The 15,204-nt window shown below is 64.5% G+C and carries 14 protein-coding genes and 1 pseudogene; 13 read left to right on the top strand and 2 right to left on the bottom strand.

The genetic code is table 11. The features are described 5' to 3' along the window. Positions 1 to 660: 660 nt before the first annotated feature. Positions 661 to 882, bottom strand: a pseudogene (locus Q0C42_RS06535) (META domain-containing protein); the annotation flags it as partial. Between the two features lie 296 nt (positions 883 to 1,178). Next, positions 1,179 to 1,841, bottom strand: coding sequence for a TerC family protein (locus Q0C42_RS06530; RefSeq protein ID WP_295073690.1), 663 nt, complete (start codon positions 1,839 to 1,841; stop codon positions 1,179 to 1,181). Between the two features lie 92 nt (positions 1,842 to 1,933). Between Q0C42_RS06530 and rlmJ the strand changes: the two genes are divergently transcribed. From rlmJ to dnaG, 13 genes are all read left to right on the top strand, one after another. Beyond that, positions 1,934 to 2,731, top strand: a complete 798-nt coding sequence (gene rlmJ / locus Q0C42_RS06525; RefSeq protein WP_295073687.1) for a 23S rRNA (adenine(2030)-N(6))-methyltransferase RlmJ — start codon at positions 1,934 to 1,936, stop codon at positions 2,729 to 2,731. 9 nt (positions 2,732 to 2,740) lie between these two features. Further along, positions 2,741 to 3,175 carry a TerB family tellurite resistance protein gene (locus Q0C42_RS06520; RefSeq protein WP_295073685.1) on the top strand — a complete coding sequence of 145 codons (435 nt, stop codon included), beginning with the start codon at positions 2,741 to 2,743 and terminating at the stop codon, positions 3,173 to 3,175. Beyond that, complete coding sequence (locus Q0C42_RS06515; RefSeq protein ID WP_295073683.1) at positions 3,172 to 3,939, top strand: PhnD/SsuA/transferrin family substrate-binding protein; 768 nt, start codon at positions 3,172 to 3,174, stop codon at positions 3,937 to 3,939. Before Q0C42_RS06520 ends, Q0C42_RS06515 begins: the two co-directional genes overlap by 4 nt. Positions 3,940 to 4,043: 104 nt before the next feature. Then, positions 4,044 to 4,826: an amino acid ABC transporter ATP-binding protein gene (locus tag Q0C42_RS06510; RefSeq protein WP_295073680.1), complete on the top strand. Its 783-nt coding sequence runs from the start codon at positions 4,044 to 4,046 to the stop codon at positions 4,824 to 4,826. Further along, positions 4,826 to 5,533 carry a transporter substrate-binding domain-containing protein gene (locus Q0C42_RS06505; protein WP_295073677.1) on the top strand — a complete coding sequence of 236 codons (708 nt, stop codon included), beginning with the start codon at positions 4,826 to 4,828 and terminating at the stop codon, positions 5,531 to 5,533. Before Q0C42_RS06510 ends, Q0C42_RS06505 begins: the two co-directional genes overlap by 1 nt. A 35-nt stretch (positions 5,534 to 5,568) precedes the next feature. Further along, the gene (locus tag Q0C42_RS06500; protein WP_295073675.1) at positions 5,569 to 6,321 is read left to right on the top strand and encodes a transporter substrate-binding domain-containing protein; all 753 of its coding nucleotides are present in this window, start codon (positions 5,569 to 5,571) and stop codon (positions 6,319 to 6,321) included. A 51-nt stretch (positions 6,322 to 6,372) separates the two neighbouring features. Next, positions 6,373 to 7,251 (top strand): ABC transporter permease, encoded by an 879-nt coding sequence (locus Q0C42_RS06495; RefSeq protein ID WP_295073672.1) that lies wholly within the window; start codon positions 6,373 to 6,375, stop codon positions 7,249 to 7,251. Further along, complete coding sequence (locus Q0C42_RS06490) at positions 7,248 to 8,075, top strand: ABC transporter permease subunit (RefSeq protein ID WP_295073669.1); 828 nt, start codon at positions 7,248 to 7,250, stop codon at positions 8,073 to 8,075. Before Q0C42_RS06495 ends, Q0C42_RS06490 begins: the two co-directional genes overlap by 4 nt. Before the next feature lie 195 nt (positions 8,076 to 8,270). Next, the gene (locus tag Q0C42_RS06485; protein WP_295074325.1) at positions 8,271 to 9,605 is read left to right on the top strand and encodes a glutamine synthetase family protein; all 1,335 of its coding nucleotides are present in this window, start codon (positions 8,271 to 8,273) and stop codon (positions 9,603 to 9,605) included. Positions 9,606 to 9,725: 120 nt separating this feature from the next. After that, entirely contained in the window at positions 9,726 to 10,430 is a 705-nt protein-coding gene (locus Q0C42_RS06480) for a type 1 glutamine amidotransferase (protein WP_295073666.1), read from the top strand. Between the two features lie 36 nt (positions 10,431 to 10,466). Continuing rightward, a complete protein-coding gene (locus Q0C42_RS06475) occupies positions 10,467 to 11,822 on the top strand; it encodes a glutamine synthetase family protein (protein ID WP_295073663.1) in 1,356 nt (451 codons plus the stop codon). Positions 11,823 to 11,826: 4 nt separating this feature from the next. Next, entirely contained in the window at positions 11,827 to 13,128 is a 1,302-nt protein-coding gene (locus tag Q0C42_RS06470; protein ID WP_295073660.1) for an FAD-binding oxidoreductase, read from the top strand. A 96-nt stretch (positions 13,129 to 13,224) separates the two neighbouring features. After that, the gene (gene dnaG, locus Q0C42_RS06465; RefSeq protein WP_295073657.1) at positions 13,225 to 15,159 is read left to right on the top strand and encodes a DNA primase; all 1,935 of its coding nucleotides are present in this window, start codon (positions 13,225 to 13,227) and stop codon (positions 15,157 to 15,159) included. Positions 15,160 to 15,204 lie beyond the last annotated feature (45 nt).

The following is a 15,204-nucleotide window of genomic DNA, read 5'->3' as shown; positions in this document are numbered from 1 at the left end:
GCCCCCGTCGATCGAGTGGAGAGATCGGTTTCATAAGCTGAGGAAAGTTAAGACTTCTGATTTGCTCCCGATTCTGCGGAAATGCTCTGAGAGTCTGCCTGATCCGTTGCCGTCGCAGTTCAGAGAGCTTGTAGACTGGATTGACCGATATTCAGCAAATAGGCATATTGCGGTCCACGGTGCATTCTTTAACTCGGAAGAAGCTGGAAAACTACGGGTTCTATACACGCACAAGAAGAAGAATGGAGGCAACTTCGAATACATTCCAGAGGAATCCAAGATCGACCGAGAGTTAGTGATAAGCATTCTTAATGACGCTGATCGAATTCTTAGAATTCTGACAGGAATTGTTATCGCTATCGACAATGGTGACATAGGAACTTCGAAAGAAATAACGAGCGGAGAGGGGAAGTGGGCTCTGGATCGATAGGGGATTCTTGGACCCCGTCAGATTTGCCCAAAGAAAATCCGACTGCGCCCGACCCGCCCCCCGGGGGCGGGCGCGACAGGGTCGCCCCACCCCCGCGTGCCTGTCGCGGTCAGCTTTGACCCCGGCGTGGCGTAGGTCGGGCTTCAGGCCGACTCTCCCAGCCCTCGCAGGTTTGCTCGGGCGTTCGACGGAAGAACGATTTACTGGACTGTTCTCCGATCCGACTCCCCTCACCACAAACACACCGCCACCGACCCGTCCTCCCGCCGCAGCCACAGCCCCTCGGGCGAGGCGACGAACCCCCGCACCTCGCCCAGCGCCTTCAGCCAGGCGGCCTCCCGGTCCATCTTCTCCGGCTCCACGCAGGCCATCTCGGTAACCGCCAGCGGCCCGAGGATAAAAGTTTCGGCGTCCATCTCCGCCGTTCCGGTAAACCGGTTGCAGCCCGTGGTCCCCTCGACTTCCCTTCAAAGCTGACCGACAGCGATAGCCCCGCGCCCTCGGTCCGCAGGACGCCGCAAGTGTGGGGTGCAGAGCGAGCGTGATGGCACAAGGTGCAACAGGCGCATCTTGGATTTCCAGGTCGCGGGCAATCTTGACAGGGTCCGCGACATTCTAAGGCAGCCTTCCCCACCCCGAAAAGCAAAGGACCGAGGCCTCTACGGCCCCGGCCCCTTGGTTAAGCGATCCTGAACGCCCGCAGCCAAGCCCTTGATTTCCAAAGGCCCGCCAACCCGCCCGCGCGTGGTCAGCCGAGGTAGCCCAGCAGCACCGGCTCCACCTCGTGCCAGCCTTCCCACATCATCTTCAGCGCGACGTAGAAGATGATCAGCAGACCGATATAGGCAATCCAGCGGTGCTTGTTCAGCAGGTTCGCGATGTAGCTGGCAGCGAGGCCCATCATCGCGATCGACAGGACCAGACCGATGACCAGCACGGTCGGGTGGTCCTTCGCGGCGCCCGCCACGGCCAGGACGTTGTCGAGGCTCATCGACACGTCCGCGACCACGATCTGCGTCGCCGCCTGCCGGAAGGTCTTCCTCGGCGCGTTGTCGGCGATGGCGCCGTCCTTGTCGATGTCGACGTTCGTCAGCGCCTCGACCGCCTCGATGTCATGCTCGTGCGCCCCGGCGCGCAGTTCCTGCCACATCTTCCAGCAGACCCACAGAAGCAGGATACCACCAGCAAGCAGCAGGCCGACGATCGCCAGAAGTTGGGTCGTGACCAGCGCGAAGCCGATCCGCATGACGGTGGCGGCCGCGATGCCGACCAGGATCGCCTTGGCCCGCTGCTCTTTCGCAAGACCGGCGGCGGCAAGGCCGATCACGATGGCGTTGTCACCGGCCAGCACCAGGTCGATGCCAATGACCTGCATCAGGGCGATGAACCCCTCGTAGGTGAAGATTTCCATGACTGTCCTAGTCCCTTTTTGCCGGTCCTACGCCCACAACGCGGAAGCTTCAACCCGGTTGCAGCCCGGCGGCGGGGCGGGTAGTCAGACTCATGCTGTCCTATCAACACCTCTACCACGCCGGGAATCTGGCCGACGTGCAGAAGCACGCGACGCTCGCCTGGGTGCTGGATTACCTGACCCGCAAGGACAAGCCGCTGACCTATATCGAGACCCACGCCGGCCGCGGGGTCTATGATCTTGGGGCCGACGAGGCAGTGAAGACCGGCGAAGCAGCGGCGGGGATCGCGCTGGCCGAGGCGCTGTTTCCGCCCGACCACCCCTACCGGCAGCGGCTGGAGGAAGCGCGGGCCGCCTATGGGCCGATGGCCTACCCGGGGTCGCCGCTGATCGCGGCCCTCGGTCTGCGCGAGACGGACAGCCTTCACCTGGCCGAATTGCACCCGCAGGAAGTCGCGCACCTCAAGGTCGAGGCGAAGGACTGGGGCGCTCATGTCCACCAGCAGGACGGGTTCGAGATGGCGCTGGCGCTGACGCCGCCGACGCCACGTCGCGGACTGATGCTGATCGACCCCTCCTATGAGGTGAAGGCCGATTACGAGGCGATCCCGCGCCACATGGCCAGCATTCACCGCAAGTGGAATGTGGGCATCCTGATCCTTTGGTATCCGGTGCTGAAGGGCGCCCCGCACGGTCCGATGCTGCGCGCGCTGGAGACCGCTTTTCCAGAGGGCCTGCGCCACGAGATCCGATTCCCGCCGGTGCGCGACGGGCACCGGATGGAGGGGTCCGGCCTTTTCATCGTCAACCCGCCCTACGGGCTGGACGCCGAGCTGAAGGCGATAACATCGCGGTTCGCCCGGCTTTCCAAGCCCGGCCCGAAGCCCTAGGTTCACGCCATGATCGATCTTCTCCGCCGCCTGTTGGCCCCCGAACCCGCCCGCCTGCCCGAGCCCGACGCCCAGTTGGCGCTGGCGACGCTGCTTGTGCGCATCGCCCGCACCGACGGGCTTTATGCCGCCGAGGAGGTGGAGCGGATCGACCGTGTGCTGTCGCTCCGCTATGGGTTGGACCCCTTTGCGACGGCAAAGTTGCGCGCCGAGGCCGAGGACATCGAACGCGAGGCGCCCGACACGGTGCGCTTCACCCGCGCGCTGAAAGAGGCTGTGCCGCTGGAGGACCGGGCCGAGCTGATGACCGCGCTCTGGTCGGTGGCTCTGGTCGATGGTCTTCGCGAGGCGCATGAGGACCGGCTGATGCGGCTGGTGGCGAACCTTCTGGGTCTTACGGACGTGGAATCGGCCCTGGCGCGTCAGAAGGCCGAAGAGGAATGATCGCCAGCCTTGGGATGTACGACTTCGGGCCCGCCGAGGGCGCGAATGACCGGCTGTGGGCGCTGATCCGCACCGGGTTACGCGGTCGGGGACTGGAAGCTCCGGAAGCTTTGACGCGCGGCGAGCATGCCTATTGGGATGCCTGGCAGTCGCCGGACCTGATCCTGTCCCAGACCTGCGGCTATCCGTTCCGGGCGCGGCTGCATGGGCAGGTGACTTATGTCGGTACTCCGGACTACGGGGTTGAGGGGTGCGCGCCGGGCTACTACCGATCGGTCTTCGTCGCCCGTGCCGATGATCGGCGCAAAACGCTGGCCGACTTTGACGGTGCGCGCTTTGCCTTCAACGAACCCCTGTCGCAATCCGGCTGGGCGGCCCCGCAGACCCATGCGGCCAGAATGGGGGTTCGTCTTCCCCCTGCCGTGCAGACCGGAGGGCATCGCCTGTCGGCCCAGGCGGTCGCCGAAGGCCGGGCCGACATCGCCTCGCTGGATGCGGTGACCCATGCACTGATGCAGGCCGGCGAACCCGAGTCGACGCTGAAGGTGATCGCCTTGACCGATCCGACGCCCGGACTGCCTTTCATCACGGCGGCTGGACGCGACCCCGCGCCGGTTTTTGACGCGGTGAGCGAGGCGATCTCGGCGCTTTCGGCCGCCGACCGGGATATCCTTCGGCTGCGGGGCTTTGTCCGCCTGCCGGTGCCGGATTACCTGGCCGTGCCAAATCCCTTGCCACCAGAGCAGATTGCAGCATCAGCCTGACCATAACGCCGAAGATGTACGCCTGAACTGCCCAAATCGCCGTTGCATTGCTGCACAATCTGCGTCCTACTCCCTGTCCAAACCGCTTCCAGACGTGAAAACCCATGCCCGATCCAGCCACCGACACTCCGGTCATCGAGATCCGTGATCTCCACAAGAGTTACGGTCCGCTGGAGGTGCTGAAAGGTGTCGATCTGGTCGCGCCGCGCGGGCATGTGGTCTCGCTGATCGGCTCATCGGGATCGGGGAAATCGACGCTTTTGCGCTGCTGCAACCTGCTTGAGGAAAGCCAGCAGGGCGATATCCGCTTCGAGGGCGAGGCTGTGCGCTGGAAGGGCGAGGGGCACAACCGCCACCCGGCTGACCGGGATCAGGTCACGCGGATCCGGACGAACCTGTCGATGGTGTTCCAGCAGTTCAACCTGTGGTCCCACCTGACGATCCTGCAGAACGTGATGGAAGCGCCCGTCACCGTCCTGAAGCGCGACCCGAAAGAGGTCGAGGAGAAGGCCCGTCACTACCTGGACAAGGTCGGGATCGGCGACAAGGCCGATGCCTGGCCGGCGCAGCTGTCGGGCGGCCAGCAGCAGCGGGCCGCCATCGCGCGGGCCTTGTGCATGGAGCCGCGGGCGCTTCTGTTCGACGAGCCGACCAGTGCGCTGGACCCCGAACTGGAGCAGGAGGTCGTCCGCGTGATCAAGGCGCTGGCCGACGAGGGACGGACCATGCTTCTGGTCACGCATGACATGAAGCTGGCCGCGGACACCTCTGATCACGTGATCTTCCTGCACAAGGGCAAGATCGAGGAGCAGGGCCCGCCCGAAAGCCTGTTCGGCAATCCACGCAGCGACCGTCTGCGCGGGTTCCTCTCGGCGACGGTTGCCTGATGCCCTGTCTCGGTGCGATCGCTGCGGCCGTAACCGGGCTGGTCCTGATTTCGTCCGAACCGATCACCATCGGCACCGACGCGCCGTTTCCGGAATACACCTACGTCGATGCTGCGGGCATCATCACCGGCTATGAGCGGGACCTGATGGACGAGGTCTGCTTGCGGGCCATGCTGCGCTGCGATTGGGAACGCGTGAACTTCGACCAGCTGATCCCCGGCGTCATGGCAGGCCAGTTCGACGTGGTGCTGGGCGGGATGGCGGTCACGGAGGAACGCCGGGCCCTGGTGGATTTCACCCAGTCCTACCACGGCACCGACCCCGAGGAATGGTACATCGGCCCGCCGGGCGCGCCCGGGCCGTCGGTCGCGCTGGTCGGGGTGCAATCGGGCACGGTGCATGAAGCGCATCTGCGCCACATGGGCTACCGCTTCATCGCCTATCCGACCGAGCCGCAGGTGCTGGAGTCTTTGGCGCAGGGAAAAGTGGACCTTGCGCTGGGGCCGTTCCGGACCCGGTCCGACATCCAGGCCTTCGTGGCGGAACAAGGTCTGGACTATCTATATGCCGAAATGATCCCGGATGACGGCGTGGCCATGGCCGTCTGCAAGGGCAACACCGACCTTCTGGACACGCTGAATGGCGCTCTGGACGCGATGCGTCGCGACGGAACGCTTGCAAGCCTGGAAGCACGCTGGTTCGAATGAACCACCAACCCATCCGACGTTAAGGGAGACACAGGATGAAAAAACTGCTGATCGCGACCGCCCTGGCCACCATCGCCGGCGCGGCTTCTGCCCAGGACATCGTCCGCCTGGGAACCGAGGGCGCCTACCCGCCCTACAACTTCATCAATGACGCCGGCGAAGTCGCCGGCTTCGAGCGCGAGTTCGGCGACGAGCTGTGCAAGCGGGCAAGCCTCACCTGCGAGTGGGTGACGAACGAGTGGGATTCGATCATCCCGAACCTGCAGTCGGGCAACTACGATGTGATCATCGCGGGGATGAGCATCACCGACGAGCGTGAGGAAGTGATCGACTTCAGCGCGGGCTATCTGCCGCCGGCGTCGTCGTCCTATCTGGCGCTGTCGGCCGAAACCGACCTGATGTCCGGCCCGGTGGCGGCGCAGACCGGCACGATCCAGGCCTCGTTCATCGCCGAGAACGGGATGCAGCTGGTCGAATACGCGACCCCCGAGGAAACCGTCGCCGCCGTGAAGAACGGTGAGGCGGTGGCTGTGCTGGCCGACAAGGACTACCTCGTGCCGATGGCCAACGAGTCGGGTGGCGAGCTGGTGCTCTTGGCGCGTGAAGAATCCATCGGTGGCGGCGTGGGCCTGGGCTTCCGCGACAGCGACGACGCGCTGCGCGAAAAGTTCGACGCGGCGATCAAGTCGATGAAGTGCGACGGCACATTGGACACGATGATCACCAAGGCCGAATACTTCGGACCCGAGTCCAAGACCTGGGGCGACGCGGGCAAGGAAGGCTGCTAAGCCTGACCGGGCGGGCCTTCGGGCCCGCCCCTTCCATAACGGGACCCGCGAATGTTCGAAGCCTGCGCCGATCCGAAAGCCATCGAGGGCCTGACCTGGGCCGCCTGCTATCTGACATCGGCAAAGCATGTCGACTTCTACTGGTCTTTCCTGACCGTCCTCCTGCTGCTGGCGATCACCGCCCCCGCCGCGCTTGGGATGGGTTTCCTTGGCGCCACCGCAGCCCGATCCCATGTCGCGCCCGTAAGCTGGCTGGGGAAGGTCTACATCTGGATGGTGCGCGGGGTGCCTGACATCATCTTCTTTCTGTTCTTCGTCATCGCACTGGACCAGGTCATCGAATACTCGAAAAGCCTGGCGGTCTGTGCCGACCATGCCTGGCCCTGGCAGGGGCTGGAGTTCCGGGTTTGTCCCGAGGCGAAGGTCCCGCTGTCGAAATCCTCGCCCTTCTGGCACCAGGCTTACGGCTTCATGCTGGCCGTCGTGACTTTCGCCATCGTCTTCGGCGCCTTCGTGGCCAACGTGATCTTCGGGGCGATGAACGCCGTGCCCCGCGCCCAGCTGGAAACGGCCGAGGCTTACGGCATGAGCCGCCGCCAGGTCTTCCGCCGCATCCTGATCCCGCAGATGTGGGTCTATGCGCTGCCGGGGCTTGGGAACCTGTGGATGATCCTGATCAAGGCCACGCCCTTGCTGTTCCTGCTGGGCCTCAAGGACATCGTCTACTACGCCCGCGAATTGGGCGGGTCGAAAACCCAGGCCTATGAGTACCCGCATGGCGACTGGCGGCTGTGGTATTTCCTGGGGCTTATGGTCTTCTACCTGACCTTCACCCGCGTCTCCGAGATCGGCATATCGAAGCTGACGCGCAAGCTGAGCCACGGCCAGGCCACGGCAGGCGGCGAAGCCCTGCGGAGGGCGGGCGCATGACCTGCTGGGAAACCATCCAGGCCTACGGCCTTCGTTCCATCGGGATCGGCGAAAACCTTTTACCGCGTTCCGATTTCACGCTTTGCCAGCAGTTCACCCTGATCGGGTCGGGGATGCTGTGGAACATCTACTTCGGGGTGCTGGCGCTGGTGGCGGGCTTCTTTCTGGCCAATGCCATCGCGCTGGCCCGGAATGCCCGCAACCCGCTGATCCGCAAGCCCGCCGACTGGTACGTCTTCATCTTCCGTGGCTCGCCACTTTTCATCCAGTTCTTTCTGGCCTACGAGGCGCTGGTCATGCTGCCCAAGGGCGGCGTGGACATCCTGGGCATCCACCTCAACACCGCCTGGACCACACGGGCCTGGGCCGGCGCGCTTCTGGTCCTGTTCCTGAACACCGCCGCCTATTCGGCCGAGATCTTCCACGGCGCGCTGAAGTCGATCCCGAAGGGTGATCTTGAGGCCGCCGAGGCCTACGGCCTCACCGGCTGGAAAAAGTTCATCCGGATCGAATGGCCGACGATGCTGCGGCTGGGATGGCCCGCCTATACCAACGAGGCGATCTTCCTTTTCCACGCGACAACGCTGGTCTTCTTCAGCGGCTTTCCAGCCTTCGCGCAGAAGGGCGACGCGCTCTATTACGCGAACTATTTCGCCGACAAGACCTTCAACCCCTTCGTCCCCTACCCCATCGTGGCTTTCTACTTCATCCTTCTGACCCTGGCCGTCACCTTCTTCTACGGGCGGGTGAACAGGCACCTGAACCGGCACTTGCCGTCGAACATCCGCAGCAAAATTCGCTTGCGTCCGCAGTTGATCCGGTAGTAGGCTACTTTTGATCAAATTATTCGGGCACCCGCCCGGACCCCGTGCAGCGCCGGAATTGGCCTGCGGGGAGAGGAGATCGAAACAGGGGAAGGGCCAAGGGCATGGTCCGAACCTTCGCATGGGGCGGTCTTGCCGACAGGTTCGGCGGCTGCGCGCGCGGGGGCCGTGCCCTGACCGCATAACGACATGACGATGAAAGATTACCTGCGAAAGCACCCGGACGTGCGGACCATCCGCGTGGCTGCCGTCGATCTGAACGGTCAGGCCCGTGGCAAGCGTGTGCCTGCCCGCTTTGCCGACAACGTGGTCAAGAACGGCACGCGTTTCCCGTTTTCCGTCCTGAACCTGGACATCTGGGGCGAAGATATCGACGACAGCCCGCTCGTCTTTGAGCAGGGCGACGCCGACGGCCTTTTGAAACCGACCGAGCGTGGCTTCATGCCGATGCCCTGGCTGGAGGCACCGACCGCGCTGCTGCCGATCTGGATGTTCCGCGAGAACGGCACTCCGTACGAGGGCGACCCGCGCCACGCGCTGAACGCCGTCGTCCAGCGCTACAAGGCCAAGGGCCTGACCCCGGTCTGCGCGATGGAGCTGGAATTCTTCCTGATCGACGACTCGGGCAAGACCATGCAGGTCCCCGCCTCGCCCCGATCCGGCAAGCGCCGCAAGGCGGCCGAGACGCTGTCGATCCGCGCGCTGGACGCTTTCGACACCTTCTTCACCGACCTTTACGACGCCTGCGAGGCGATGGACATTCCGGCCGACACCACCACGTCGGAAACCGGGCTGGGCCAGTTCGAAGTCAACCTGATGCACTGCGACGACCCGCTGCGCGCCGCTGACGATGCCTGGCTCTTCAAGATGCTGGTCAAGGGCCTGGCCCGCCGCCACGGCTTTGCCGCCAGCTTCATGGCCAAGCCTTATGCGGAATACTCCGGCTCGGGCCTGCACACGCATTTCTCGGTGCTGGATTCGAAGGGCGACAACATCTTCGACTCGGGCGGCCCCAAGGGCACCGCGCAACTGCGCCATGCCGTGGCCGGGTGCCTTTCGGCGATGCACGACTCGACGCTCCTGTTCGCACCGCACTTCAACAGTTACGAACGCCTTGTCCCCGACAAGCACGCGCCCACCGCAATCAGCTGGGGCTACGAGAACCGCACCGCCGCGATCCGCATCCCGGCTGGCAATCCCTCGGCCCGGCGGATCGAGCATCGCGTGGCAGGCGGCGACGTGAACCCCTACCTGATGCTGGCCGCCATCCTGGGCGCCGCGCTGAGCGGGATCGAGGACGAGATCGAACCTGCGCCGCCCGTCACCGGCAACGCTTATGCGATGGATCTGCCGCAGATCCCCTCCAGCTGGGAGGCCGCGATCGAGGCGTTCGAACATTCGGACCACCTTTATCGCTTCCTGCCGAAGGAACTGATCCGCAACCTGGTGCAGACCAAGCGGCAGGAACTGCACTACCTGGCGGAGCTGACTCCGGAAGAGCGGGTAGAGCTGTACCTGGATACGGTCTGACCGATTGTCGGATGCCTTCGGCCCTTGTCGCTGACCCGCGATGAGCAGCCTAAGGCGCACGACGAGCCCTTGACCGGCCCACGCTTCGCTTCCACCTTGAGAAAAACCAGAGGGACCAAGATGCAGATCGGCATCCTCCAGACCGGCGAAAGCCCCGACGCGCTGCGCGATCAGGGCGACTACCCGGATTTCTTCGAGACACTGCTGGCGGACCGCGGCCTGACCTTCCGTCGCTGGGCGGTGCTGCGCAACGACTTCCCGCAGGACGTGCACGAGTGCGACGGCTGGCTGATCACCGGCTCGCGGTTTGGCGCGTATGAGCCGCACGACTGGATTCCGCCGCTGGAAGACTTCATCCGCCGCGCCTTCGCCCAGCATGTGCCGGTTGTGGGCATCTGTTTCGGCCACCAGATCATCGCCCAGGCGATGGGCGGCAAGGTCGAGAAGTTCGCGGGCGGCTGGTCGGTGGGGCCGATCGAATACGACTTCGGCGATCAGACCTACACGCTGAACGCCTGGCACCAGGACCAGGTGGTCCGGAAGCCGGAAATGGCGAAGGTCCTTGCCTCCACGGCGCTGTGCGAAAATGCGGCGCTGCTTTACGACGACCGCATGTTTACCGTCCAGCCCCACCCCGAGTTCCGCAAGGAGTTCATGGCGGGGCTGATCAAGTACCGGGGACCCGGTCTGGTCCCCGACGCGCTTCTTGCCGACGCCACGGATCGGCTCGACAAGACCCTCGACAGCCCGTCAATGGCCGACAGGATCGCGGACTTCTTCCTGACCCACCAAGCGAAAACTGGGGCCGAGAAGCTCCGCGCCTGATGGTGCGGGGGCCACCCCCCAAAGACGTGTGACCTAATGTCCAAATGGACCGACCAGCTGCCCGAGGCAGCGCGTGACTACATTGGCAACCGCCGGGTAGACGAAGTGGAATGCATCATCGGCGACATCGCCGGGGTGGCACGCGGCAAGGCGATGCCGGCCGCGAAATTCGGCAAGCAGACGAGCTACTTCCTGCCGAACTCGATCTTCCTGCAGACCATCACCGGGGAATGGGCCGACAACCCCTTCGATGCCTTCACCGAACCCGACATGATCCTGGAGCCGGACTGGTCCACGGCCACGGCCGCGCCCTGGACGGCCGACACCACGCTGCAGGTGATCCATGACGCGAAGGACCAACAGGGCAACCTGATCGCCTTTTCGCCCCGCAACGTGCTGCGCCGGATCATGGATCTTTACGCAGCACAGGGCTGGCGTCCCGTGGTCGCACCCGAGATGGAATTCTTCCTGACCGCCCGCAACATCGACCCCAACATGCCGATCATGCCGCCAATGGGCCGCTCGGGCCGCAGGGCGGCGGGAAAGCAGGCGTATTCGATGTCGGCGGTCGACGAATACGGCAAGGTGATCGACGACATCTACGACTTCGCCGAAGCCCAGGGTCTGGAGATCGACGGGATCCTACAGGAAGGCGGCGCAGGCCAGATCGAGCTGAACCTGGCCCACGGCGACCCGATCCGACTGGCGGACGAGGTCTTCTTCTTCAAGCGCATGATCCGCGAGGCGGCGCTGCGCCACGACTGCTTTGCCACCTTCATGGCCAAGCCCATCGCGGGCGAGCCCGGGTCGGCGATGCACATCCACACCTCGGTCGTCGACACCCGCACGGGCAAGAACATCTTCTCTGGCCCGAAGGGCGTGGAAACGGACGCCTTCCTGCATTTCATCGGCGGATTGCAGAAGCATCTCTCGGGCGCGGTGGCCTTGTTCGCACCTTACGTGAACAGCTACCGCCGTTACGTTCCGGACTTCGCCGCACCGATCAACCTGGAATGGGGCCGCGACAACCGGACCACCGGCCTGCGGATCCCGATCTCGTCCTCGGCCGGACGCCGGGTCGAAAACCGCCTTCCGGGAATGGACTGCAACCCCTACCTCGGCATCGCATCGACTCTGGCCTGCGGCTATCTCGGGTTGATGAACAAGACCCAGCCACGGCCGGAATTCGCCGGCTCCGCCTACATCGACAGCGAGGATATCCCGGTCAACCTGGGCGATGCGCTGGACCTTCTGGACGAGGACGCGGCCTTGAAAGAGGTGATGGGGCAGGACTTCGTCCGGGTTTACGACAGCGTGAAGCGGAACGAATACAAGGAGTTCCTGCAGGTCATCAGCCCGTGGGAGCGGGAACACCTTCTTCTGAACGTGTGATGCGATGAACCTGTTGCACGTCAACGACCGGCGGGGGGAATACCCCGCCAGTTACTATGCCGCGACTGCGGCCCCGCTCGACCGCTTTCCGATCCTCAAGGGCGCCACCAGGGCCGATGTCTGCATCGTGGGTGGCGGCTACACCGGCCTGTCTGCCGCGCTGCACCTGCAGCAAAGCGGTTACGACGTGGTCCTTCTGGAAGCCCACCGCGTCGGCTTTGGTGCCTCGGGGCGCAATGGAGGCCAGGTCGGCAGCGGCCAGCGGCAGGATCAGGTCTGGATCGAAAAGGCCGTGGGAAAGGAAAATGCCCACCGTCTCTGGGACCTTGCCGAAGAGGCCAAGGGGTTGGTCAAATCCCTTGTCCGCGACCACGCCATGCCTGTCACCTTCCACCCCGGCATCGCCCATGCCTGCCGGTCCGAGGCCGAGGTCCGCGATACCCACGGCTACGCCGAGAAGCTGCGGCGGGACTACGGCTATACCCACCTCGACTCTCTCGACCGCGCGGGCATCCGCCGCCTGATCGGATCCACCGAATATGTCGGCGGCGAGATCGACCGCGACGCGGGCCACCTGCACCCGCTGAACTACGCCATCGGCCTCGCGCAAGCGGCGGCGAAAGCGGGCGTCCGCATCCATGAACTGAGCGAGGTTCACCGCGTCGAACCGGGGCCAAGGCCCGTCGTCCGCACGCCCTCGGGACATGTCGATTGCGCGACGGTAATTCTTGCCGGCAACGGCTACCTCGGCCAGCTTTCCCCAAAGGTTTCGGCAAAAGTCATGCCGATCAACAATTTCATCGTCGCCACAGAGCCTTTGAGCGAAGCGGCGAAGGATCTTCTGTCCGAACCCGTCGCCGTCGCCGACACCCGTTTCGTCGTGAACTACTGGCGGCTCTCCGAGGACAACCGCCTTCTCTTCGGCGGCGGTGAATCCTACGGCTACCGCTTCCCCGACATCATCAAGACCGTGTCGAAACCGATGCTCCAGGTCTACCCGCAACTGGCCAAGACCCGCATCGACTATGCCTGGGGCGGGACGCTCGCGATCACCGTCAACCGGATGCCCTGCTTCACCAGACCGGGGCAGAACGTCCTCTCCGCGTCAGGCTATTCCGGCCACGGCGTCGCGATGGCAACCCTTGCGGGCAAGCTGATGGCCGAGGCGGCGGCGGGGCAGCTTGAACGCTTCGACCTGATGGCCAGCCTGCCCCAGCACCGCTTCCCCGGCGGGGCTGCGCTGCGCTGGCCCCTTCTGGTATCGGCAATGACCTGGTACGCGATGCGGGATCGGCTGGGTCTCTGATCCACCATTCATCTTTGTCCAAATATCCCACGGGGGTCCGGGGGTGTGAAACCCCCGGGGGCTGCACAGGGCGCTGGATCTGGTATAAGCGGAGCCATGTCCCTGCCGAACGGATTCCTCGACGAACTTCGCACCCGCGTCACGCTTTCTTCCATTGTCGGAAGGAAGGTCACCTGGGACATGCGCAAGTCGAACATGGCCAAGGGCGATTTCTGGGCGCCCTGCCCCTTCCATCAGGAAAAATCGGCAAGCTTCCACGTCGATGACCGCAAGGGCTTTTACTACTGCTTCGGCTGTCACGCGAAGGGCGACGCGGTCACCTTCGTCAAGGAATCCGAAAACCTCGGCTTCATGGAGGCGGTAGAGGTTCTGGCGCGCGAAGCCGGGATGGCCCTGCCAGCCCGCGACCCGAAGGCCGCCGAGCGCGCGGACCGGCGGACCCAGCTGCAACAGGTGATGGACGAGGCGGTGAAGTTCTACCGCCTCCAACTGAAGACCAGTGCCGGGGCCGAGGCGCGGGCCTACCTGTCCCAGAAACGCCGCCTGACCGAACCAGCCTTGGACCGGTGGGATATCGGCTGGGCACCGAACAGCCGCAACGCTCTGAAGGATGCCTTGACGGCGAAGGGCGTCTCGCCCGACCTGATGGTCGCCTCGGGCCTTATCGCCAAGGGCGATGACGGCAGCCTTTATGACCGCTTCCGTGCGCGCATCATCTTCCCGATCAACGACCCCCGCGGTCGCCCGATCAGCCTTGGGGGCCGCAGTCTGGACCCCAATGCGCAAGCCAAATACCTCAACGGCCCCGAGACCGAGCTCTTCGACAAGGGGCGCAGCCTTTTCAACCACTCCCCCGCCCGCGAGGCGGCGGGCAAGGGCAAGACGCTGATCGTCGCAGAAGGCTACATGGACGTGATCGCGCTGTCCGAAGCCGGGTTCACTGCCGCCATCGCGCCCCTCGGTACCGCGGTCACGGAAGAGCAGTTGCGCATGATCTGGCGCATTGCGGACGAACCCATCGTGGCGCTGGACGGTGACAATGCGGGCATCAAGGCCGCACAGCGGGTCATCGACCTTGCCCTGCCCATGCTCGAGGCCGGAAAGGCGCTCCGCTTTGCCATCCTGCCCGGAGGCATGGACCCGGACGATCTGCTGAAAGCGCAAGGCGCGCCGGCGATGCAGGCCGTGGTCGAACAGGCGAGGCCGATGGTCCAGCTTCTGTGGCAACGCGAGACCGAAGGCCGGGTCTTCGACAGCCCCGAACGCCGCGCCGGTCTGGACAAGATCCTTCGCGGCCATCTTGCCCGGATCGCCGACCCCTCGATCCGCAGCCATTATGCCGAAGAAATGAAGCGTCTGCGGCGCGAGCTTTTCGGCACCCTCGACGGCCCCGCCCGCCCCTTCCAGCCCGGACCCTTCCGCGGTCGCGGCAAGTTTGCTCCGCCCGGAGGCGCACTGGCCTCGACCCGGTCCTCGCTTCTGGCTCAGGGGTCGGGCCCGGTCGAAGAGGTCCTGCGCGAGGCGGTGATCCTGGCGATCTGTATCCTGCACCCCGCGCTGATCCATCGGTTTGAATCCGCGCTGGAACGGCTGGACCTGACCGGCGAGGATCACGACACCCTGCGCCAGATGATCCTGGCCGGGGCAGACATGCCCGATCTTCATCATCGCATCGCACAATCGGCGCCCGCTGCCCTTGACGCGCTTCTGTCGCGTCCCCATGTCGCCATCGCCCCCCCCGTGCGCAACCGCGAGGACGACGCGCTGGCCGCGCTTTGCCTGGCCGAGGAATTGGCCAAGCTGGAGGCCCGCCGTGGTGCCCGCCGGGAGATCGAAGATGCTATGGAGGATATGGACGGCCTGCCCGATGAGGGCCTGACCTGGCGGCTTTCCCAGGCCGCCGAAGCCCGTCACCGCTCGGACAAAAGCGGCCTTAGCGACAGTTCGGATCTCGGCGAGGACCGTGCCGCTCTGTCAAGACATCTGCAATCCCTGATCGATAGCCAGGTCTGGGTCAAGAAAAACCGCTGATTCGGCCTTTCCCCCGGCCTGATTCGCGTTATTGATTCGATCAGC

The sequence above is a fragment of the Tabrizicola sp. genome, assembly GCF_022842145.1.
Taxonomy (GTDB): domain Bacteria; phylum Pseudomonadota; class Alphaproteobacteria; order Rhodobacterales; family Rhodobacteraceae; genus Tabrizicola.
This window is presented reverse-complemented; position numbering and strand designations above follow the sequence as displayed.